This is a genomic window from Rhizobium sp. NLR10b (genome assembly GCF_019685435.1).
Taxonomy (GTDB): domain Bacteria; phylum Pseudomonadota; class Alphaproteobacteria; order Rhizobiales; family Rhizobiaceae; genus Rhizobium.
Genome location: NZ_JABDWV010000014.1, coordinates 165,654 through 188,765 on the forward strand (window position 1 = coordinate 165,654; position 23,112 = coordinate 188,765).

The 23,112-nt window shown below is 62.2% G+C and carries 18 protein-coding genes and 1 pseudogene; 13 read left to right on the plus strand and 6 right to left on the minus strand.

Annotation, left to right across the window (positions count from 1 at the left end; all coding sequences use genetic code 11):
- The first annotated feature begins 208 nt into the window (after window positions 1–208).
- The 10 genes from ltnD (at window position 209) to HJB91_RS22740 (ending at window position 11,765) form a co-directional block, all read left to right on the plus strand.
- Window positions 209–1,153: an L-threonate dehydrogenase gene (gene ltnD, locus HJB91_RS22695; RefSeq protein ID WP_221155930.1), complete on the plus strand. Its 945-nt coding sequence runs from the start codon at window positions 209–211 to the stop codon at window positions 1,151–1,153.
- A 14-nt stretch (window positions 1,154–1,167) separates the two neighbouring features.
- Entirely contained in the window at window positions 1,168–1,944 is a 777-nt protein-coding gene (otnI, locus tag HJB91_RS22700; RefSeq protein ID WP_210631770.1) for a 2-oxo-tetronate isomerase, read from the plus strand.
- 3 nt (window positions 1,945–1,947) lie between these two features.
- Window positions 1,948–3,225 (plus strand): 3-oxo-tetronate kinase, encoded by a 1,278-nt coding sequence (gene otnK, locus HJB91_RS22705; protein WP_221155931.1) that lies wholly within the window; start codon window positions 1,948–1,950, stop codon window positions 3,223–3,225.
- Between the two features lie 167 nt (window positions 3,226–3,392).
- A complete protein-coding gene (locus tag HJB91_RS22710) occupies window positions 3,393–4,229 on the plus strand; it encodes a GNAT family N-acetyltransferase (RefSeq protein ID WP_221123442.1) in 837 nt (278 codons plus the stop codon).
- A gap of 12 nt (window positions 4,230–4,241) precedes the next feature.
- Entirely contained in the window at window positions 4,242–5,618 is a 1,377-nt protein-coding gene (locus HJB91_RS22715; protein ID WP_210631767.1) for an aspartate aminotransferase family protein, read from the plus strand.
- A 221-nt stretch (window positions 5,619–5,839) separates the two neighbouring features.
- Entirely contained in the window at window positions 5,840–6,553 is a 714-nt protein-coding gene (locus HJB91_RS22720) for an HAD-IA family hydrolase (RefSeq protein WP_210631766.1), read from the plus strand.
- 62 nt (window positions 6,554–6,615) lie between these two features.
- On the plus strand, window positions 6,616–8,226 hold the full coding sequence (locus HJB91_RS22725) for an ABC transporter substrate-binding protein (RefSeq protein WP_221155932.1): 1,611 nt from the start codon (window positions 6,616–6,618) through the stop codon (window positions 8,224–8,226).
- Between the two features lie 73 nt (window positions 8,227–8,299).
- Window positions 8,300–9,250: an ABC transporter permease gene (locus HJB91_RS22730; RefSeq protein WP_210631764.1), complete on the plus strand. Its 951-nt coding sequence runs from the start codon at window positions 8,300–8,302 to the stop codon at window positions 9,248–9,250.
- Window positions 9,247–10,113, plus strand: coding sequence for an ABC transporter permease (locus HJB91_RS22735; RefSeq protein WP_210631763.1), 867 nt, complete (start codon window positions 9,247–9,249; stop codon window positions 10,111–10,113). The genes HJB91_RS22730 and HJB91_RS22735 overlap by 4 nt, the downstream gene beginning before the upstream one ends.
- Window positions 10,110–11,765 (plus strand): ABC transporter ATP-binding protein, encoded by a 1,656-nt coding sequence (locus HJB91_RS22740; RefSeq protein ID WP_210631762.1) that lies wholly within the window; start codon window positions 10,110–10,112, stop codon window positions 11,763–11,765. The genes HJB91_RS22735 and HJB91_RS22740 overlap by 4 nt, the downstream gene beginning before the upstream one ends.
- Before the next feature lie 337 nt (window positions 11,766–12,102).
- Here the strand turns inward: HJB91_RS22740 and HJB91_RS22745 are convergent, their stop codons facing one another.
- Complete coding sequence (locus HJB91_RS22745) at window positions 12,103–12,579, minus strand: Lrp/AsnC family transcriptional regulator (protein ID WP_210632195.1); 477 nt, start codon at window positions 12,577–12,579, stop codon at window positions 12,103–12,105.
- A gap of 236 nt (window positions 12,580–12,815) precedes the next feature.
- Here HJB91_RS22745 and HJB91_RS22750 point away from each other — a divergent pair, with 236 nt between their 5' ends.
- Window positions 12,816–14,141, plus strand: a complete 1,326-nt coding sequence (locus tag HJB91_RS22750; RefSeq protein WP_221155933.1) for an FAD-binding oxidoreductase — start codon at window positions 12,816–12,818, stop codon at window positions 14,139–14,141.
- Between the two features lie 29 nt (window positions 14,142–14,170).
- On the opposite strand, the gene HJB91_RS22755 is transcribed toward HJB91_RS22750, so the two are convergent.
- The 5 genes and pseudogenes from HJB91_RS22755 to HJB91_RS22775 all read right to left on the minus strand — a co-directional run bounded on the left by HJB91_RS22755 (window position 14,171) and on the right by HJB91_RS22775 (window position 21,620).
- Entirely contained in the window at window positions 14,171–16,711 is a 2,541-nt protein-coding gene (locus HJB91_RS22755) for a methyl-accepting chemotaxis protein (protein WP_221155934.1), read from the minus strand.
- Window positions 16,712–16,933: 222 nt separating this feature from the next.
- Window positions 16,934–17,847: pseudogene (locus HJB91_RS22760) on the minus strand (alpha/beta hydrolase).
- A 10-nt stretch (window positions 17,848–17,857) separates the two neighbouring features.
- On the minus strand, window positions 17,858–19,345 hold the full coding sequence (locus HJB91_RS22765; RefSeq protein WP_210631757.1) for an NAD-dependent succinate-semialdehyde dehydrogenase: 1,488 nt from the start codon (window positions 19,343–19,345) through the stop codon (window positions 17,858–17,860).
- A 14-nt stretch (window positions 19,346–19,359) separates the two neighbouring features.
- On the minus strand, window positions 19,360–20,589 hold the full coding sequence (locus tag HJB91_RS22770) for an iron-containing alcohol dehydrogenase (protein ID WP_210631756.1): 1,230 nt from the start codon (window positions 20,587–20,589) through the stop codon (window positions 19,360–19,362).
- Window positions 20,586–21,620 (minus strand): Ldh family oxidoreductase, encoded by a 1,035-nt coding sequence (locus HJB91_RS22775; RefSeq protein ID WP_210631755.1) that lies wholly within the window; start codon window positions 21,618–21,620, stop codon window positions 20,586–20,588. Before HJB91_RS22775 ends, HJB91_RS22770 begins: the two co-directional genes overlap by 4 nt.
- Window positions 21,621–21,714: 94 nt before the next feature.
- Between HJB91_RS22775 and HJB91_RS22780 the strand changes: the two genes are divergently transcribed.
- Both HJB91_RS22780 and HJB91_RS22785 read left to right on the plus strand, forming a co-directional pair.
- A complete protein-coding gene (locus HJB91_RS22780) occupies window positions 21,715–22,413 on the plus strand; it encodes a GntR family transcriptional regulator (protein WP_210631754.1) in 699 nt (232 codons plus the stop codon).
- 48 nt (window positions 22,414–22,461) lie between these two features.
- Window positions 22,462–23,055, plus strand: coding sequence for a DJ-1/PfpI family protein (locus tag HJB91_RS22785; RefSeq protein WP_221147348.1), 594 nt, complete (start codon window positions 22,462–22,464; stop codon window positions 23,053–23,055).
- Window positions 23,056–23,112: the final 57 nt, after the last annotated feature.

A 23,112-nucleotide genomic window follows, 5' to 3' on the forward strand; every position in this document is an offset into this window, starting at 1 on the left:
ATCTGGAATCTTTAAGTGCGAAGCGATCCTTGGGACGCCTCGCTGCGACATCCATCTTTCATCACTTCCGGCCAGAAGCAAGATATTTTTGGCAGCGCTGCCAATCTGCAGTTGGCAGCGCTGCCAAAAGGGAGTAGGAAATGGCAGCGCTGCCAAAACTTGGCTGCAGATGCCAGGGCACGGCTCTTTCAGGACTGGAGAAACTCCCATGACACCGCTTGCCGAAAACTCAGGCTCCACTTTCATCGCGGCCGTCATCGGCCTTGGTTCAATGGGGCTCGGAATGGCCCGGTCGATGAAGCGCGCAGGGCTCGATGTCGTTGGATATGACATCAGGTCGGCGGCGGTGGACCGCTTCATCGCCGACGGCGGACGGGGTGCACAGACCCCGGCCGGCGCGGCAAAGGATGCCGACATCGTCGTCTCCGTCGTCCTCAACGGCGCGCAGACCGAGGCCGTGCTGTTCGGCCCGGAAGGCGTTGCGAGCACAATGAAGCCAGGCGCCGTGTTCATCTCGTCGGCAACCATGGATCCCGCCGTCGCACGCAATCTGGCGCAAAGAGTAGAGGCTCTCGGTCTGCATTATCTCGATGCGCCGATTTCCGGCGGCGCAGCCAAGGCGGCGCTTGGCGAATTGACGATCATGGCATCCGGCTCCAGCCAGGCCTTTGACAGGGCGCGCCCAGGTCTCAACGCCATGGCCGGCAAGGTCTACGAACTCGGCGACGCGGCCGGAACGGGCGCTGCCTTCAAGATGATCAACCAGCTTCTTGCCGGTGTGCACATCGCCGCCGCCTGCGAGGCCATCACCTTTGCCGCCAAGCAGGGCCTCGACCTCGACAAGGTCTATGAGGTTATCACCGCCTCGGCCGGCAATTCGTGGATGTTCGAAAACCGCGTGCCGCATGTGCTGGCCGGAGACTATACGCCGCTCAGCAGCATCGAGATTTTCGTCAAGGATCTCGGTATCGTCCAGGATATGGCGCGCTCCGAACGATATCCGTCACCGCTCGCGGCCGCGGCCCTGCAGATGTATCTGGCCGCCGCAGGCGCCGGCATGGGCCGGGACGACGACTCCTCGCTCGCGCGGCTCTATGCCAGACTTTCCGGCGCTGAGTTGCCCGGTTCCAACGAGAAGCCGCAGAGGCTGTAAAAGGAACGCTAGACATGCCGGTTTTCGCCGCCAACCTGACGATGATGTTCAACGAATGGGCATTCCTCGATCGTTTCGACGCCGCAGCCGATGCCGGCTTTGCCGCCGTCGAATACCTCTTTCCATATGAAGCCACGCCGGAGGCAATTGCCGAGCGGCTTGCCCGCAACAATCTGCAGCAGGCCTTGTTCAACCTGCCGCCGGGCGACTGGGCAGCAGGCGAACGTGGCATTGCCGCCCTTCCCGAACGGTTCGATGCGCTGAAAGCCGATGTCGACAAGGCACTGGACTTTGCGGCAGCGACGGGAGTCGGACGGTTGCACCTGATGGCGGGCATCGCCGACCGTCACGACGGCGACGCCTCCTCCCGTTATCGGCGCTCCGTCACCTATACGGCCGAGCGGCTTGCGGAAAAGGGCATCGATCTCCTGCTCGAGCCGATCAACGGGCGAAACATGCCGGGATATTTCCTCAACGACTTCAACGCAGCCGAACTGCTGATTGCCGAATGCGGCTTGCCGAACCTGAAGCTCCAGTTCGATATCTATCACCGTCAGATCATCCATGGCGACGTCGTCATGGCGTTGCGGCGCCTGCTGCCGATCACCGGCCATATCCAGATTGCCAGCGTGCCGTCACGCAACGAGCCGGATGGGGAGGAACTGAACTATCCCTATCTGTTCGGCGAAATCGACCGCCTGGGCTATGACGGCTTCATCGGCTGCGAATACATCCCGCGCAGCCACACACTGGACGGTCTAGGCTGGTTCAAACCCTTTGCACGGAGCTAGACGATGGCTATTTCACTCGGATCGATCGCTGACGACTATACGGGCGCGTCGGATCTTGCCAACACGCTGACAAAGAATGGCCTGCGCACGGTGCAGACGGTCGGCATCCCTGATCCATCGCTGGCACTGCCCGACGTGGATGCCGTTGTCGTCTCCCTGAAAATTCGCTCGGTCCCGGCCCCAGAGGCCGTCACAGCTGCCACCGAAGCCGAGCGATGGCTGCGCCATCGGGGCGCGGGCCATGTGCTTTACAAAATCTGCTCGACCTTCGATTCCACCGATGCCGGCAATATCGGTCCCGTCACCGAGGCCTTGCGCAATGCTGCGGGCGGCGGCAGCGTGCTGGTTACACCAGCCTTTCCGGAAACCGGCCGCACCGTCTATCTCGGCCATCTCTTCGTCGGCGGCCAACCCTTGAACGAAAGTCCGCTCAAGGATCACCCCCTCAACCCCATGCACGACGCCAACCTCGTGCGGGTTCTCACCCGCCAATCGCGCGGCGCCGTCGGCTTGATCGACCTGGCAGCCGTCGCGGCCGGCCCTGACGCCGCCAGGGCGAGGCTCGATACGTTGCGCGCGACAGGGGTGACCATGGCTATTGCCGACGCGATTTGCGAGAGGGATCTGGAAACACTCGGCGAAATCGCACTCGAAACGCCGGTCTCCACCGGTGCGTCCGGCCTTGGCCTCGGCCTTGCCCGGGCGCTCGTCCGTTCCGGCCGCATATCAGGCGGCGCAGCAGCTGAAGACATCATTCGCCCTGTCGGCGGGTTTTCGGCGATTATTGCCGGCAGCTGTTCGAAAGCAACGCTACGCCAGCTCGAGGTCGCTGAACGGTCGATGCCTGTGCTGCGGCTTGATCCGGAGCGGCTGATATCAGGCCCGGATGAGATCGCCGCGGCGATTTCCTGGGCCGGAGACCGCATCTCCGCCGGTCCCGTGATCGTCGCCGCGAGCGCGGCGCCGGAAACCGTATCCCGGCTGCAATTGCAATATGGGCGGGAGGCTTCCGGCCACGCGATCGAGACGGCGACCTCGATCATCGCGGCTGAACTGGTTGAAAGAGGCGTGCGGCGCCTGGTGGTCGCTGGTGGCGAAACCTCGGGGGCCGCCGTCGACAGGCTCGCCATCCCGGCATTTCTGATCGGCCCCGAAATTGCCCCCGGCGTGCCGGTGCTGCGGACGGTCGGCAATCGGCAGGGCGACATGCTTCTGGCATTGAAATCAGGAAACTTCGGTGGCGACGACTTCTTTGAGGCAGCGCTGGCGATGATGAGGTAATCCCACCAGCCATGGAGCATCCCGATGGAATATATCGATCGGCTCCAGCATAAGATGCGGCGGTCCGCCGAGGTAAAGCCATAAGATACCGCCTGAACCGCGGCCTTCAGACGATCTGCCCGCCGGGGTTCCGGCAGACTTGCGGGCACGACATGAAGGACGGCCCGATGCAAACTCGTCAGATCGAAATCGCTGCATTCAGTCCAGACCATCTGGAAGGCGCTGTTGCGCTCTCCAGACAGGCGGGCTGGCCGCATCGGCGGGAAGACTGGCAGATGGCGCTCGCGTTGAGCGAGGGCGTGGTCGCGATCGAGGACCACAGGGTCGTCGGCACCATCCTCGTCACACCCTACAGGCAAGATTGCGCGACCATCAACATGGTCATCGTCGACGAAACCATGCGCGGCCGTGGCCTCGGCCGCAGGCTGATGGAAGCCGCCTTGCGGATCGCAGGCGACCGGCCGCTGCGGCTGGTCGCGACAACAGTGGGCCTACCGCTCTACGAGAAGCTTGGCTTTCATGAAACCGGGACCGTGCTGCAGCACCAAGGCCTTGTCGGAGAAATCGGCGCGCCGGCCGGCACGAGCGCTGCCACCGCCGACGATCTCCCGGCCATCATTGGGGTGGACCGCCTTGCCTTCGGCGCCGACCGAGAAAAGCTCATCTCCTATCTCGCAAGGATCGGCGAATTCGCCGTCATTCGCCGCGACGGCGGTGTCTCTGGTTTCGCCTGCCTGCGTCCCTTCGGTCGCGGTGAGGTGATCGGACCCGTGGTCGCCGCGGATATCGAAGACGCGCGCAAGCTCATCGAACATCACATCGCCGCACGGGCAGGACGGTTCCTCCGGGTGGATACGACTGCCGAAACCGGACTCTCTCCATGGCTGGTCACGCTGGGGCTCGCCCATGTCGGCGGTGGCATCGTTATGAGAAAGCCATCGGCCGGCGACGTCGCCGCCCGGACCGCTACCACCTTTGCCCTTGCCAGTCAGGCCCTCGGCTGATCCGGAGATCCCATGTACAGCAATTCGCTCATCGAACTCGATCGCGCCCATCTCATTCATCCGGTGGCATCCTACCGCAGCCATGAAAAGCATGGCGTACGGGTGCTGGCCTCGGCCAAGGGAGCAACGGTCACGGACGCCTCGGGCAAACAACTGATCGACGGTTTCGCCGGCCTCTGGTGCGTCAATGCCGGTTACGGCCACGAGAGCATTGTCGAGGCGGCGGCCCGGCAGATGCGGGAGCTTCCCTATGCGACCGCCTATTTCGGCCTCGGCTCCGAGCCTGCGATCCGACTCGCCGGAGAGCTTGCCGACCGGGCGCCGGGCGATCTGAACCATGTCTATTTCACGCTCGGCGGCTCAGATGCGGTGGATAGCACGATCCGCTTCATCCGCTACTACTGGAATGCTCGAGGGCGGCCCGAACGCGATCAGTTCATTTCGGTCGAACAGGGCTATCACGGCTCCTCGACGGTGGGCGCGGGCCTCACCGCCTTGCCAGCCTTCCATGCCGGCTTCGGCCTTCCTTTCGACTGGCAGCATAAAATTCCGTCGCATTACGCCTACCGCAATCCAGTCGGCGACAGCCCGCAGGCGATCATTGAGGCCTCGCTCGTGGCACTGAAAAGCAAGGTCGAGGCGATCGGGCCCGAACGCGTCGCCGCCTTCTACGTCGAACCGATCCAGGGTTCGGGGGGCGTGCTTGTGCCGCCGAAAGGCTGGCTCAAGGCGATGCGGGAATTCTGCCGCGAGCACGACATCCTTTTTGTCGCCGATGAGGTGATCACCGGCTTTGGCCGGACCGGGCCGCTTTTTGCCTGCAGTGAGGAAGGGGTCGTGCCTGACCTCATGACAGCCGCCAAGGGCCTCACCTCAGGCTACGTGCCGATGGGCGCCGTTTTCATGGCCGATCACGTCTATGAGACGATTGCCGACGGGGCGGGTGCCAGCGCGATTGGCCATGGCTACACCTATTCGGCCCACCCTGTCAGCGCCGCCGTCGGCCTCGAAGTGTTGAAACTCTACGAAAACGGCCTTCTCGACAATGGAGTCAAGGCCGGGAGGCGGCTGATGCAGGGCCTGGACTCGCTGAGGGATCACCCGCTCGTCGGCGATGTCCGCGGGCGCGGTATGCTTGCTGCCATCGAGCTTGTGGTAGACAAGGTGAACAAGACACCGCTGCCGGCATCGGCCGAACCGGCGCGCCGCATCTTCGATCGCGCCTGGGAAAACGGCCTCGTCATCCGCGCGTTCGGCAATGGTGTGCTTGGTTATGCCCCGCCGCTGTGCTGCACTGAAACGGAGATCGACGCAATCGTCGAGCGCACCCGTATGACGCTCGACGAGACGTTGGAGGACCCGGATGTGCGTCGGGCGCTGCGGGCCTGAGAATATCGCGAAACAGCGAGATTCGGTATTTTGTGCCGCCTCATGGCGCCTTTTCGGAGAATCCGGCGCAGCGCAGGTGACAAACTGAAATCAAGAAAAGACCTGGAACCGGCGGATGCGAGCGTTCCAGACAAGAGCGGGACAACGAGACCGCCGGCGGAACAGAAAATTCTTCTTCGAGAAGCCGCGCTCCGATTGGGGCCGAACACTGGGGAATTCACGTGAGCAAGAGCCTTTCGGAATTCAAATACCTGACCTTCGACGTCGTCGGCACGCTCATCGATTTCGAGGGCGGTCTCAAGACTTGTCTTGCCGAGATCGCGGCCGAAACGGGAAATGAAATCGATGGCGAGCGGGCGCTCAGCCTCTACCGCGAGGTCCGCTACTCCGACGACGCCGACCTCTTTCCCGACGATCTCGTGCGCGTCTATCTCGCGATCGCGCCGAAGCTCGACCTGCCGGCCGATCGCCAATACGGCGAACGACTGCGGGACTCGGCAAAGAGCTGGAAGGGTTTCACCGACAGCGCCACAGCACTGGCAGAGCTCGCAAAAGATTACCGCCTCGTAGCGATGACCAACGCCCGCCGCTGGGCATTCGAATTCTTCCAGAAGGAGCTCGGCAATCCCTTCCACGCGGCCTTCACTGCCGACGATACGGGGACCGAGAAACCCGACCCGGCCTTCTTCGAGCAAGTCTTCGCCTACATCGCTTCGGAAGGGCATTCGAAAGATGAAATCCTGCATGTCGCCCAGAGCCAGTACCACGATATCGGGGTGTCCAGGAAACTCGGCCTGGTCAATTGCTGGATCGAGCGGCGGCATGCCCAGAAGGGCTACGGCGGCACGATCGAGCCGGCCGAGTTCACCGCACCCGACTATCATTTCACGTCGATGGCCGACCTTGCAGAGGCCGTCGCCGCCGCGCGCGCCTGACTTTTAAAGCCGGATCGGGCCCGCCACTAAGGCGGCCCGTCACAGAGGAAAAGGGGAATGAGATGAACAACAAGATCACCAATTGGACCAGATCCGACGACGCCATGATCGAAACCGCCATCCGTCGTGGCGCAACCCGTCGCGAATTGCTGCATATGATGCTTGCGGGCGGCGTTGCCATGTCGGCCGGCGGGCTTGTGCTCGGCCGCGCCGGCAAGGCGCTCGCTGCGACGCCCGTTGCCGGCGGAGCACTCAAGGCGGCCGGCTGGTCGTCGTCGACGGCTGATACACTCGACCCAGCAAAGGCGTCGCTCTCTACCGACTATGTCCGCTGCTGCTCCTTCTATAACCGCCTCACCTTCCTCGACAAGAGCGGTACGCCGCAGATGGAGCTTGCCGAGGCGATCGAATCCAAGGACGCCAAGACCTGGACCGTCAAGCTGAAGAAGGGCGTCACTTTCCATGACGGCAAACCGCTGACGGCTGAAGACGTCGTCTTCTCGCTGAAGCGCCATCTCGACCCGTCCGTCGGTTCGAAGGTTGCCAAGATCGCCGCCCAGATGACCAGCTTCAAGGCTATCGACAAGCAGACCGTCGAGATCACGCTTGCCGATCCGAATGCCGACCTGCCGACCATCCTGTCGATGCACCACTTCATGATCGTCGCCGACGGGACGACCGATTTCACCAAGGCCAACGGCACCGGCGCTTTCGTCAGGGAAGTCTTCGAGCCGGGCGTTCGTTCCGTCGGGATCAAGAACAAGAACTACTGGAAATCCGGCCCCAACGTCGATTCCTTCGAATATTTCGCCATCAGCGACGACAATGCCCGCGTCAACGCCCTGCTATCAGGCGATATCCACCTCGCAGCCTCGATCAATCCACGCTCGATGCGCCTTGTCGAAGCCCAGGGTGACGGCTTCACCTTGTCGAAGACGACGTCCGGCAACTACACCAACCTCAACATGCGGCTGGACATGAATCCCGGCAACAAGCGGGACTTCATCGAGGGCATGAAGTATCTCGTCAACCGCGAACAGATCGTCAAATCGGCGCTTCGTGGCCTCGGTGAGATCGGCAACGACCAGCCGGTTTCCCCCGTCAACTATTACCGCAACGCCGATCTGAAGCCGCGCGCCTTCGATCCGGACAAGGCGAAATTCCACTTCGACAAGGCTGGCGTGCTCGGTCAATCCATTCCCGTGATCGCCTCCGAGGCGGCAAACTCGTCGATCGACATGGCGATGATCATTCAGGCGTCAGGCGCCGAGATCGGCCTCAAGCTCGATGTCCAGCGGGTTCCCTCCGACGGTTACTGGGACAATTATTGGCTCAAGGCGCCGATCCATTTCGGCAATATCAATCCACGTCCTACCCCCGACATCCTGTTCTCGCTGCTTTATTCCTCGCAGGCTCCCTGGAATGAGAGCCAGTACAAGTCGGAAAAGTTCGACAAGATGCTGATCGAAGCACGCGGGTCGCTCGACCAGGAAAAGCGCAAGGCAATCTATGACGAGATGCAGGCGATGATTGCCAATGAAGCCGGCACGATCATTCCGGCTTATCTCTCGAATGTCGACGCCACCACTGCGAAACTCAAGGGTCTGGAGCCCAACCCGCTCGGCGGCCAGATGGGATATGCCTTTGCCGAATACGTCTGGCTTGAAGCCTGATAGATTAAAGAACCGGGGCTGCGGCCCAGCCCCGGTTCTTTCGAAACCGACCGAGACGAAAGGGGAGCCACCCGTGAACAACCAGGTCTTATCCCTTGTGCTGAGCAGATTGTTCGTCGCCGTGATCACACTGCTGATCGTCTCTTTCGCGGTCTTCTTCGCAACAACGCTCCTGCCGGGGGATACGGCGACGATCCTGCTCGGTCAGGCCGCCACGCCGGAAGCCGTCGAAGGGCTGCGCAAGGCCATGCATCTCGACGAGCCGGCCCTCTTTCGTTTCCTGCGCTGGATCATCGGTCTTTTGCAGGGCGACCTCGGCACGTCCTATGCCAACGAAATGCCGGTCGCTGCCCTGATTGCCGGCCGCTTCATTAATACGCTGAAACTTGCCGGCGTCACCGCGCTGTTCTCCGTGCCGATCGCGCTGACACTCGGGATCACCGCGGCAATGCTGCGCGGCACTCTTTACGACCGGATCGTCACCGTAATCACCATCGGTGTCATCTCGGTGCCGGAATTCATGGTCGCGACCTCCGCCGCGCTCATCTTCGCCGTCTACCTGAAATGGCTGCCGGCGCTCTCCCTGGCCAACGAGGTCCACAGTCTGAGCGACCTGTTGCGCGTCTATGCCATGCCGGTGATCACGCTCACCTTCGTCGTCTCGGCCCAGATGATCCGTATGACGCGTGCAGCGGTGATCGAGACGCTCAACACGCCCTATGTCGAGATGGCGTTGCTCAAGGGCGCCTCCCGGCCGCGTATCGTCTTTCGCCATGCGCTGCCGAATGCTCTCGGCCCGATCGTCAATGCTGTCGCGCTGTCGCTCTCCTATCTGCTCGGGGGTGTCATCATCGTCGAGACCATCTTCAACTACCCCGGTATCGCCAAGCTGATGCTGGACGCCGTAGCCACCCGCGACCTGCCGCTGATCCAGAGCTGCGCGATGATCTTCTGTCTTGGCTATCTGCTGCTGATCACCATCGCCGATATCATCGCCATTCTTTCCAATCCGAGGCTCCGATGACCATGACCAGCTCCGAGACCACTTCCGCCCGGCTGCCCGGAACCCGGCTTGGTTATCGCTTCAACCTCGTCGGAGCGATCGGCCTGATCGTCATCCTCGCTTGGGCGCTCGTCGCGATCTTCGCGCCATTGATTATCCCTTATCCCATCGGCGAAATTGTCGATCTCGATTATTTCGGCCCGATGAGCCGGGAGCTCTGGCTGGGCTCTGATTATCTCGGCCGCGATATGCTGTCGCGGATTCTGATGGGCGCGCGTTATACGGTCGGCATCTCGCTCGCGGCGGTAACGATCGCCTGCTTCAGCGGTGTGGTGCTCGGCATGATCGCGGCGGTCGCCGGCGGTTGGCTCGACACGATCCTCAGTCGCTTCCTCGACGCCATGAATTCCATTCCGAGCAAGCTTTTCGGTCTGGTGGTGGTCGCCGCGGTCGGCTCTTCGATCCCGGTTCTGATCCTGACGCTGTCGGTGATCTACATCCCTGGCTCCTACCGCTTCGCCCGGGCGCTCGCCGTCAACATCAATACCATGGATTTCATCACCGTCGCGCGCATCCGCGGTGAAAGCACCCTCTATCTCATTCGCTCGGAAATCCTGCCCAATATCGTCGGGCCGGTGCTTGCCGATCTCGGCATTCGTTTCGTCTTCATTGTTCTGCTGCTGTCGGGACTGTCCTTCCTGGGCCTCGGCGTCCAGCCGCCCTATGCCGACTGGGGTGCGCTCGTGCGCGAGAATATCGGTGGCCTGCCATTCGGCGCGCCGGCGGTGATGTTCCCCTCACTTGCCATCGCCAGCCTCACGATCAGCGTCAATCTGCTGATCGACAACCTGCCGCAGAAGATTCGCGACCGGAGCCCGTCATGAGCAATTTCATCGAAATTCGTGACCTGAAGGTCGAGGCCACCACCGATTCCGGCCGACGCGTCGAGATCATCAAGGGTGTCAGTCTTGATATTGCCGAGGGCGAGATCGTCGCGCTGATCGGTGAGAGCGGCTCGGGGAAGACGACCATCGCCCTGACGCTCATGGGCCATACCCGCGCGGGCTGCCGCATCTCCGGCGGCAGCGTTTCGGTCGGTGGCAAGGACATGGTCACCCTCAGCGAGAAGCAGCGCGCCAAGGTGCGCGGCACGCAAGTCGCCTATGTGCCGCAATCGGCCGCCGCTGCCTTCAACCCGGCCACATCGATCATGGACCAGGTGATCGAGGTTACCCGCATTCATCAGCTGATGTCGCCGGAAGATGCGCGTGCCCGGGCTATCGAGCTCTTTCGGGCGCTTTCCCTACCGGAACCGGAGACGATCGGCAGCCGATACCCGCACCAGGTTTCCGGCGGCCAGTTGCAGCGCCTTGCAGCCGCCATGGCGCTGATCGGCGATCCCACTCTGGTCATCTTCGACGAGCCGACAACGGCGCTCGACGTGACGACCCAGATCGAAGTTCTGCGCGCTTTCAAATCGGTGATGAAAAAAGGCGGCATATCGGGCGTCTATGTCTCGCACGACCTTGCCGTCGTCGCCCAGATCGCCGACCGCATCGTCGTTCTCAAAGGCGGAGAAACCCAGGAAACCGGCACCACCGAAGAGATTCTGAACGATCCAAAGCATCCCTATACCAGAGAACTGCTTGCAGCCTTCGAGCCGAAATCGCGCGGCACGGCGGGCGCAATAGAGGCCGCGACGGCGCCGCTTCTGACGATCGAAAATCTCGTCGCTGGGTACGGACAGCGCCAAGCCGACGGCCTTCCCCTGGTTCGCGCAGTCGAGCATGTGAGCCTGACGGTGGAAAAAGGGCGCAACCTCGGCATCATCGGAGAATCCGGTTGTGGTAAGTCGACGCTCGCCCGCACCATTGCCGGCATCCTGCCGGCAGCCGTCGGCAAGATCATCTTCGACGGCACGGAACTGCGCCGCAGCGCTCGCGAGCGCTCACGTGATCAGTTGCGCGAGATGCAGATCGTCTTCCAATATGCCGATACGGCGCTCAATCCGGCAAAATCCGTCGAGGACATCCTCGCCAGGCCGCTGGTTTTTTACCATCGCATGGATCGACAGGCGCGAAATGCCCGGATCGACGAACTCCTCGACATGGTGCGCCTTCCCCGCAACCTGCGCCACCGCAGGCCGGGGGAACTCTCGGGCGGGCAAAAGCAGCGCGTCAACTTCGCCCGGGCGCTCGCCGCCGATCCGAAGCTGATCCTCTGCGACGAGATCACCTCGGCGCTCGACACCGTGGTCGCTGCCGCCGTGATCGATCTCCTCAAGGAACTGCAGCGGGAACTCGGCCTCTCCTACATCTTCATCAGCCACGATCTGTCGGTGGTGGAAGCGATCTGCGACGAGATCGTCGTCATGTATGGCGGCCGAAAGATCGAAGAAATCAGCCCCGCGAAGGTGAAGGCGCCGCAGCATCCCTATTCGCAACTGCTCTTCTCGTCGGTGCCGACGCTTGATCCGGCCTGGCTCGACGAGCTCCAGCAGGATCCGGAACTAGTGCGGGCCTATTGCCGGCACTGAGGGCCGGTCCCACGCGCATTTCCTGGCTCAGTTTTTGCCCCAGGAATTATGCCGTCGTTCTATGCGCGACTGATCCACCCTTTTAAATCAAAGCAAGGCGCTAGCCAAATCGAGCGCACGCCGGGTCGGGTCGTGCTGGAAAGCCTCGACTCGACTGCAGAATCCCAGCAAGTGGCAGCCAACATGGCTTTGGAAGGCAGGGATGAGATTTTGTCGCAAGTCCTTCCAACCATTGAAAGGCTTCTATTTATGGGGGGGAACGACCTGCGACACAGGGAACCGATATGCACGCAGGATGAGAGACGCAAAACCGCTGTGCCGTTTTGCTTGAATAGCCCTAATGCGGGAACAAGGTCGTCAGTGGCATGTGCGCCTTGACGATCGGTGATTTCAGGACGACGAAGCTGAAATATTTGTCGATGCCGACGTCCATGTCAGTGAGCCGCTCCATGATCGTCTGGTATTCGTCTATTCCGGCGGTGACGAATTTCAGCAGATAGTCGTAGCCGCCCGAAACCAGATGGCATTCGATCACCTGGTCGACCTTCTCGATCGCTGCGAGGAACCGGGCGAAGTCGATCTGCCGATGGTTTTTCAGGGTGATTTCGGTGAACACGGTCAGTGTCCGCCCGAGTTTGCTGACGTTGATCTGAGCCGAATAACCTTCGATGTAACCTTCGGACTGCAGCTTCTTCACCCGCATCAGGCAGGGGCTCGGCGACAGATTGACCAGCTCGGCGAGCTCCACATTGGTGACGCGGCCATTCTTCTGCAGTTCGTAGAGAATTTTTATGTCGATCCGGTCGAGTTTCATCATCACACGCGCCTTCGCTTGCTCGAGATCGCCAACGGCGCAGCAGATTATGCTGCGGCCTCTCCAACGTCGAGCTTAACACATCACAAAGGGGTGTCGACCGGATTGCGGGACATGCCGAAGCACAAATGGCTGCCGGCCGGCCCGCAAGACGGAATCTTCTGCTGCCGTGGGATGAACTCCGGCAAAGGCGTGGCGGTGAATCCGTTAGACTGGCCTGAAACGGAGACCATGCCATGCCCGCACCATTGACGCGCGCCGACACTACACCGCAGCTACCCGCTGCCGCCGATGCGGTCGTGATCGGCGGCGGCATCGTCGGCGTCTTCGCCGCCTATTATCTGGCCAAACGTGGATTGAAGGTCGCCCTCGTCGAGAAAGGCCTTGTCGGGGCAGAACAATCGAGCCGCAACTGGGGCTGGTGCCGGCAGCAGAACCGCGATGCTCGTGAATTGCCGATCTCGACCAAGAGCCTCGATCTGTGGGAGCGCTTCGCCATCGAAACAGGCGAGGACACCGGCTTCCGCCGCTGCGGCCTCTTCTATCTCAGCAATAGCGAGGAAGAACTTTCAGGCTGGGCCCGCTGGCGCGATTTCGCCCGATCGGTCGGTGTCACAACCCATATGTTGAGTGGCGCGGAGGCAACCGAACGCGGGCGGGCCACCGGCGCCGTATGGAAAGGCGGGGTCTTTTCGCCGACCGACGGCACCGCCGATCCTGGAAGAGCCGCGCCTGCCGTCGCGCGTGCGATCCTGAAGCTCGGCGGCACGGTGCATCAATCCTGTGCGGCCCGCGGCGTCGACATTGAAGGCGGCAGGGTTTCAGGCGTCGTCACCGAGCACGGCACCATAGGGACAAAGATCGCGATCCTGGCCGGCGGCGCCTGGGCCTCGTCCTTCTGCCGCCAGCTCGGCATTCGATTTCCGCAAGCTTCGATCCGCTCGTCGATCCTGTCGGTTTCGCCGGGTGCACTCGGCCTGCCGGATGCGCTGCATACATCAGCGGTATCAGTGACACGCCGCGGCGACGGCGGCTACACGCTGGCGATCAGCGGCCGCGGCCGCGTCGACCCAACCGCGCAGCAGCTCCGTTTCGCGCCGCAGTTCCTGCCGATGTTCGCCCGGCGCTGGCGCAGCCTCGCACCCGGCGGACTGGAAGGAATTCGCTCAGGGCACGAATCTCTGGCGCGATGGCGGCTCGACAGGCCGACGCCGATGGAGCGGATGCGCATCCTCGACCCGGCCATCGACAAGACCACCATCGCTCTCACGCATTCACGGGCGCTCCAGCTGCTGCCCGCCTTGAAGAACGCCGAAATCAACGCGGCCTGGGCGGGCTATATCGACAGCACGCCAGATGGCGTGCCGGGGATCGGCGAGATCGCTACCCTTCCGGGCTTCATCCTCGCTGCGGGCTTCAGCGGCCACGGCTTCGGCATCGGACCCGGCGCCGGTCATCTGATTGCCGATATCGTCACCGGCAATGAGCCGATCGTCGATCCCAGGCCCTATCATCCCAACCGCTTCGCGGAATCCGCCTGGGGCAAGGTCGCCGACTTCTAGACAATGTCGCACGAAGCCGCGAAGGACACTCAGGAGGCGGCCGCCATTCGCGGGCTCACGGCGGTGGAAGGCTTGCGGCCGTCGGCGGTCTGAAATCGGGAAATCCTTTCGTTCAGCAGTTCCACCTGCTGCCGAAGCCTGTGAATTTCGGCGGTGTTTTCCTCCACCATGGCGGCATTGTGCTGAGTGATATGCTCGATGTCGCGAACCGCGCTGTTGACCTCGTCGATCCCTTTGTACTGCGTGCTGGTGGCGGTCGAGATGACCTGCACCAGCCCGTTGATCGAGGTGAAATGCTCTATGATCACGGAAAGCGCCTCCCCAGTCTCCTCGACGAGCCTGACGCCCGCGCCAACCTGCGACACGCTGTTGGAAATGAGATCCTTGATTTCGCGGGCGGCCTTGGCGCAACGCTGTGCAAGCTCGCGCACCTCCTGTGCGACGACGGCAAAACCCCTGCCCGCCTCTCCTGCCCGCGCCGCCTCGACGCCGGCATTGAGTGCGAGAAGATTGGTCTGGAAGGCAATCTCGTCGATCACGCCGATAATGCTGGAGACCTTGTCCGACGAACGATTGATCGCGTCCATCGCGTCAACGGCCTTGGCGACGACAGCCGCGGAATGCTCCGCCTGCCGATGCGCCTCCGCGACGGAAACCGATGTCTGGTGCGCGTTTTCCGCTGTCGTGCGAACGCTGGCTGTGAGTTCGCCAAGCACGCGTGAACTGTCTTCGAGAGCGGCCGCCTGTTGTTCCGTGCGCCGCGCCAAATCGTCGGCCGCACCCGAAAGATTGGTGCTGCCCTCGGCGATTTCGTAGGTGGTGTTGCGGACCTCGGCGAGCGTGCGGCGAAGCGCATCGATCGCCTGGTTGTAGGTCCTGGCCATCGCGACATAATCGGCGGCCAGTTCCTCGCTCATCACGGCTGCGAGATTGCCGTCGGCGAGTTTGCCGAGCATGTCGGACAAGGCGTCCAGAGCCTCGCTCTGCTCGGCCTCGATGCGCGCCTGCTCGGCTTCGCGGCGGGCCTGCTCGTGTTCGTCCCGCGCCCTGTTAGCCTCAGCCACCAATTCGAGCCTGGTCTTTTCAAGCGCCTGGTCGCGGAAGACGGTCACGGACCGGATCATATCACCGATTTCGTCGCCGCGCTTGCCGTCGCCGATCGGAACGTCGAGATCGCCGGCGGCAAGTCTCGTCATCGTCTGGGTGATCCGCTTCAGCGGTCCGCGCAGCGTTTCGATCAGCATCAGGCCGCCGATGATCGCAAGCACCGTGCCCGCGATCATTGCCGAGAGCGACATGGTGGCCGAGCGCTGGCTGATGTCCTTGCCGCTTTCCTGCGCCGTGCTGACGAATTGCTCCAGAGTATGGCTTGCCGATGCCACGAGTTCGGTCGCCGTCCCCCTCTCTGCCCGCCACCGATCTGCGACCGATATCAGCAGCGACGTGTCCTTCTCGATCGTGGCGAGGGATGGCTCTATCTTCTTCGCAAGTTCCTGCAAGGCGGCGTTTTTGCCGCTCAAGGGCACGAGCTGTCCAGCGCTTTCGCGCAGCCCCTTGAGATCGGCGAGAACGGCGTCCCGCGCTTCGGCATCGACCCGTCTGTTCAATTCACTCAGGTGCAGGCGCAGATCGTCGATCGATTTGAACGCGGCACTGACGATCGCCACCATGGAGCGCAGCGTGCCGATATTCGCATCCATGCCGACAAAACGCTCGATAGCGGTATCCGCATTTCCTGAGGCGAGCTTTACGAACTTCTCTTCAAAGCCCTGCAGATCCTGGTCGACGGGAGCATAGCCCACAAGCGTCAGGTTGGCGCTGTCCTTGGCCATCGCGGCGAGTTTGTCCAATACCGGCTTCAGCGCGGCAATCTGGCTTTGAGCCTTGTCGGAAGCGACTGCGGCGCTCCCGCCGACCTCCTTGACGAGCGGCGGCAGAAGGCTGCCGAGAGCGCCGGCAATATCCGCGGGCGCAGTCGCCTGCGCGGTCGCCTTGCGCAATTTCGCAATGCGCTGGGCGATGTTCTTGTAGGCGGAGGCATCGAGGAGAAGCGCCCGGACGAAGGCTTCCTTTCCGTTCGCCTGATCCTGAAGGACGTCGAGCTGCTTGCGGGCGGTCTGGCTCTCCTTGAAAAGCTGCGCCACGGCCGCATCGATCGCCTGTTCGGTATTCGTGCGCTCCTGAGCCACGGCCCAAAGCGCGTCCGCACTACCCTGCATCCTGCCGCCGAGGTCGCGCACCGCCGAGATCTGCTGCTTCTGGGAAGGATCGATCAACATCGCATCGAGCGTCGCCGCACCCTTCTCCTGATCGGAGATGCTGGCGATCAGCCGGTCGCGCGTGGCCGCCGTCGGAAGATCGGTAAAGGCCGTCAGCGAGGATCGCAGCTGCTGGAAACTGGAAAGCGCGTCGATCGTCTGCCGCGTCAGGGTCATCTGGCCCTTGAGCGTGCCGGCGGTGAAATAGCCGAAAAGCCCGATGCCCGCTATGAGGACGATCAGAGGGACGACGAAGAAGAGAACCTTCGTCACGATCCGCATGCGCTGCAACAGTCGATCAATCAACGACATGAAATGTTCGCCCCTGCCCAGGAAATTCGGCTCTTTCTCCGGCGGCGGCCGCGTCCGAGGCCATCACGATAGGCATAACTCTTAAAAAAATGGTCAATGGTGTCGAGTTATCCGGCGCGTAGGAGATGGTGAAGAAAAACCCCTACGATCTTCAAGTCCTGACAAGCCCCTGTTTGCCGCCGGCGCAGCGGGCACGGCATTTTGTCTTCAACGCGCCGGTCGCTACAAATTGGTCCGATCATGACAATGCACACTCTTCGACTGCCACCATCGCGACAAACGGCGATAGGGGAACGTTGGTCGCTTCAGTTCCTCACCGGCATATTGGCAATTGCGGCGCGCAACGCTGCCGCCACAGGTGTGCCAGCGACGGCGAGGTCGCGTACCGTGCTCATGTGGTTCCCGTCTGCGGCGAGCGATGCCCACACATCAAGCCCTTGGGCGGCAAGAATCTTTCTGAACGCATTTGCCTGAATTTTAAACGGATCAGTTTCCTGTTCGCCGGCCATGATAGCGACGCGCGTTGCAGGATCGTGCTCGTGACGCATGGGCGTAAACCGTCTCACCTCCTCGTCGCTCAAGGCGATCTCGTCACGCAGGAAGGAGGTCTGCAGGGGCTCGAGGTCGTAGAGCCCGCCGAGCAGGAAAGCGGCAACGACGCGCGAAGGCGAAGGAGACCGGTGGAAGAGAAAGGTTGCCAGATGTGCACCGGCGGAGTGACCGCTGACGGAGAATCGGTGCGGTGTGGCGCCAAAACGATCGGCATGGGCCAGCAGGAAAGCCTTGGCTTTCAGGACCTGACCAACCAGAACGTCCATTCTCGCGCCGGGCATCAACGAATAATCGACGATGGCTGCGACCGCGCCGGCGCCTGTGATCGTCTCAGCGACGCAGGAATAATCCTCCTTGGAAAACATTCGCCAATAGCCACCATGGATGAACATGTGTATCGGCATGTCAGGGTCGGCATCATTCGGCACGAAGATATCGAGCGTCTCGCCTGGCCCAGCCCCGTAAGCGATGTTGGCCTCCATGGTCACGGTGCGCCGCGTTGCAAGGCTGCGGGCACGGAGATCGGCGACGATCTCGTCGAAATCTGAGACATGATCACGAATGCGGAACGGATCGGCGGTCACGCGCTCCTCCTCAGAAACTGGTGGCAATGTACTTGGCTTCCATGAACTCTGCGATACCGTGATGCTGCCCTCCTTCACGTCCGAGGCCGCTCTGCTTCACACCGCCAAAGGGGGCAGCGGGATCGGAGACCAGTCCACGATTGAGAGCGATCATGCCCGCCTCGACCTTCGAAGCGACGCGCATGCCACGGCTGATGTCGCGGGTATAGATGTAGGCGGCGAGGCCGTACTCGGTATCATTGGCCGCAGCTATAACCTCTGCCTCGCTGTCGAAACGATAGAGCGGCGCGACGGGACCGAAAATCTCTTCACACCCCATGTCTGAGGCCGGCGAGACGTCGACGAGCACCGTCGGCGGATAGAAGAAGCCCGGCCCTGCCAATGTTCGTCCGCCGCAGAGCGCGCGCGCCCCCTTTGAAATGGCGTCCGTAACCAGACGGTCGATCTTCTCCACTGCCTTGCGTGTGATCATCGGACCGCATTCGGTATCCGGATCTACACCTGGGCCGATCTCGAGGGCGGCCATGCGCCGGGTAAATTTTTCCGCGAAGGCATCGTGGATAGCGGACTGGACATAGATCCGGTTCGCAGCGGTGCACGCCTCACCGGCATTGCGCATTTTCGCAACCATCAGACCCTCGATCGCAGCATCAACGTCGGCGTCGTCGAAAACGATGAATGGCGCGTTGCCGCCGAGCTCCATGGAGCAGGAGATGACATTTTTTGCTGCTTCCGCCAGCAGCGTGCGCCCGACACCCGTCGAGCCTGTAAAGGAAAGCTTTCGCACACGGGGGTCAGCCAGCATAGCGGCGATGACGGGGCTCGGCGTCGATGTTGTCATCACGTTCACCACGCCCGGCGGCACGCCAGCCTCCTCGTAGAGAGCAGCAAGCGCATAGGCCGTCAACGGCGTCTCGCTCGCCGGCTTGAGGATGACGGTGCAGCCTGCGGCAAGGGCCGGCGCAATCTTGCGGGTCGCCATCGCGGCCGGGAAATTCCAGGGTGTAATGAGTACGCAGATGCCGATAGCCTGGTAATCGACGACGATCCGGTTTCCGCCGGCCGGGGCGATGCCGAATTCACCTGAGATCCGCACCGCCTCCTCAGCGTTCCATCGGAAGAATTCCGCCGCATAGGCCACCTCGCCGCGCGCATCGCGCAAAGCCTTTCCGTTCTCGAGCGAAATGAGTCTCGCGAGCGTTTCGGAGCGCTCCACCATAAGTTCGAAGCAGCGGCGCAGGATCTCGGAACGCTTTCTCGGCGGAGTCTCGCGCCAGCTTTCCGCGGCGCTCGCCGCAGCCTCCACGGCCGCTGCCGCATCCGCAAGCGTCGCATCCGGCACGGCGGCAATGACCACCTCGGTCGACGGATCGATCACCTGGATCCGACCTTCGCCTGCCGCAGGCCGCCAGGCGCCGCCTATATAGAGACCACGGGAAAACGAGCTGAGCCCGAAGGTATCATCGTCGGGGTGGAGAGAAAGCTGGTTGACGTTCATGATGATTTCCGAGGTCAGAGGGCGGAAGCGGCCAGGTCGCCGTCATAGGCGGCCCGAACCAGGCCGCGCATGGCGGCCGAATCGAGGGGGCGTGGGTTATTCTTGATCAGCCGGCCGATTCCGAGGGCCTCCCCGGCCGCCCAGTCGATCCGGTCTTCGGGAAGGCCGAGTCCGGCGAGCGTCGGCGCAATGCCGATCGCCGCAAAGAGGCGGCTCACCTCGGCGATTGCGGCATCGGCAACTGTCTCGTCCTTCTCTATTCCATTGGGATCGAGGCCGAGCGCTTTACCGACCGCGGCAATTTCCGCGACGGCGACGCGGCGATTAAATGCCATCACATAGGGAAGCATGGTCGCTACCCCGAGTCCATGCGGCGTATGCGTCAGGGCGCCGACCGGATATTGCACCGCGTGGGCTGCGGCAGTGCCCGCGGTTCCGAAGGCGCAGCCGGCTGCAAGCGCGCCCATCATCACATCGGCGCGCGCATCGACGTCCGAACCGTCGGCAAAGGCCTTTTCCAGGCTCCGGCTGAGGAGCCGGATGGCATGCAGAGCGAACTGGTCGGTGAGATCGCTTTTGCCGACGAAGACATGCTGCTGCGCAAGCTCCGCATCGCCGGGGCGGCGCATCGCCGTGAACGCCTCGATGGCATGCGTCAGCGCATCGGCACCGGCAATCGCCGTCAGCCCAGGCGGGCAGGACAAGGTGAGTTCGGGATCACAGATCGCCGCTGCGGCGATGAGATATGGGCTGGAAATTCCAACCTTCAGGATACGGTCGGAATCGGAAACAACCGCAACCGGCGTTACCTCGGAGCCGGTGCCGGCCGTGGTCGGCACAGCAATGACCGGCAGGACCGGTGCAGGCACCTTGAACTCACCATAATAATCGGTGAGCGCGCCGCCATGAGCGAGCAGGAGCGAGGCGCATTTCGCCATATCGAGGCAACTGCCACCGCCAATCCCGATCACCATATCTGGTTCGAAGCCGCGCGCGGCTTCAACGCAGATAGCTACGGTATCGCGCGGCACGTCCGGCAGCGTCTGGTCATGCACTACGACGCCAATGCCGGCCGCTTTGACGGCAGCGATCATTTCCGCGAAGACGGGCGTTGCGGCAAAACGCGCGTCCGTGCAGACGAGAGCGCGCCGTCCGGTCTTGCTGGCGACGCTCGGTAGTGCATGACGCTGGCCGACACCAAACAGGATTTCCCGCGGCAGCCTCAAGGCGGCAAACAGGCTCATGATCTTTGTCCCTCGAAGGCCAGGATGCGGGAGGGGGAAAGCGCGTTTAGGTCGTCCCAAAGGCGCTGGTCGATCTCAAAACCATTGCGGCTGGCGGCAGCACGCCGCTGACGCGCACGATCCCCGGGGACGCGAACCGGTTCGCCGGCCATCTCGGATGGTGAGGCGCGCACCGCAGCGAGATAGGCTGACAGCCGCGTCGGAAGACCCGGCGCCAGACTCGGCTCGATCAGAATGAAGACGTCGCCCTTGTTGCATGGCGACTGGCTGTCGAGCGTGCCGTGCACCTCGGGTGCGAGCGCGGAGCCTGCAAGAGCCGCCACCAGCAGCTCGAGGGCAATGCCGAGGCCATAGCCTTTTGCATCGCCGAAGGGTGCAATCGCGCCGGCCTTGGCACGCTTCGGATCTGTCGTCGGCCTGCCGGCCGCATCGCGCGCCCATCCCTCGGGAATGGGTCTGCCGGTCGCCGCGTGATGATGGATCCTGCCCATCGGCACGATGCTGGTGGCAAGGTCAAGCACAAGTGGGTCTTCGGCGGTCGGAACGCCAATGGCGATGGGGTTGGTGCCAAGCATTGCCCGTGTACCGCCGAATGGATGGACCAGCGCCTCACTGGACGATAGCGCGATGCAGACCAAACCCATCGCAGCAACGGCCTCAACATAATGCGCGAGCATGCCGAGATGGTTCGCATTGCGCACGGCGACCAGGCCGATGCCAAGATCAGGAATATGAGGCGCCAACCGCTCGATCGCGGCCATGGCGACGATGGGGCCAAGTCCCGCCGATCCCTCGACCTCCAGCACCGCATCCGCCCGCCAGCGCTGCGTTCCCTTCGTCTGTGGGTCGATGACACCGCGCTTGATCCTTTCGACGAGGCGCGAGAGCCGGCACAGGCCATGCGAGGGGTGCCCCTTCATCTCGGCCGTCACCAGGACGCGAGCCTGCAGCGCCGCATGGTCACGCGGTGCGCCATGCTCTTCGAGCAGGCGGGTGGCAAGCGCAAGGGCTGCCGCTTCGGAAACGCGCATGATTTGTCCCCTATATTAAATCGTATAGGATATAGGATTGTCTTACACGCAGCATCGTGCTAGCGATTGAACCTGTCAAGAGGCAAGGCATCAGATGATTTCGACGAGACTTAGAGAACCCTCAACGGGAACGGCCCAGATCCAGCGCGCCAACGGCTTAGCTGTCGACGTCTACGAGGCAATCTTCAACCAGCTCATGTCGCTGAAGATCGCCCCCGGAGAGCGCATTACGGTCGACAACCTGGTCAGGGAGTTCAACGTCTCCCACACTCCGATCCGCGAAGCTCTCGGTCGGCTTGAGGGCGAAGGCCTCGTCGTCAAGCAGCATCTCGTCGGCTACCGCGCTGCGCCCCAGATTACGCGCCACCGCTTCGATGAACTCTATGAACTTCGTCTGCTGCTGGAACCTGCCGGCGCTGCGAAGGCGGCTCAGGCGATGAACGACGAAAAACTGGCCATCCTCACGGACGCCGCAGGCGTGATGACACGTCGCGACGATAGGGACGAGCGGGCGAACTATTCGGCCTTCGCCCGCAAGGACGCTATTTTCCACGACCGCATCATGGAGTTTGCCGGTAACGAGTTGATCCGAGAAATGCTGGCATTCCAGCACACGCATTTCCACATTTTCCGCCTGATGTTTCATCGCCGCGTCACGGAGGAGGCACTCGGCGAGCATCAGACGCTACTCGACGCCTTCGCGGCGCGCGACTCCCGCGCTGCTGAGAACGCAATGCGCATCCACATTGAACGTTCGCGAGACCGGCTGTTGCCGGCGTTCGACGACATCTGATTCAACCCGCAGGCAAGAGCGTGCCTGTGACAACGAGGAGGAGAACCCATGGCAGGCAAGAAAATCCTGATGCTCACTGGCGATTTCACCGAGGAGTACGAAATCTTCGTCTTCCAGCAGGCGATGGAGGCGGTCGGGCACACGGTGCACGTGGTGTGCCCGGACAAGAGGGCGGGCGACATTCTCAGGACGTCGCTGCACGATTTCGAGGGAGATCAGACCTACACCGAGAAACTCGGGCACAATGTCACCATCAACAAGACGTTTTCCGAAGCGGAAGACCAGCTCGATCAGTATCATGCCGTTTACTGCGCCGGCGGGCGCGGGCCCGAATATATCCGCACCGACAAACGGGTGCAGGCAATGGTGCGTCACTTCCACGAGCAGCGGAAGCCGATTTTCACCATCTGCCACGGGGTCCAGATCCTGATCGCAGTCGACGGTGTCGTTCGCGGCAAGAAGGTGGGTGCGCTCGGGGCCTGCGAACCTGAGGTCACGCTGGCGGGCGGAACCTACATCGACCTCTCGCCCACTGAAGCCTATGTCGACGGGACGATGGTCTCGGCCAAGGGTTGGACGGCGCTCGCCGCCTTCATGCGCGAATGCCTGAAGGTGCTGGGAACGGAGATCCGCCACACCTGAGACCACGGCGCCCGGACAAAATGCCCGGTAGTGAAGTCTGCCGGGCATCTGATTGTG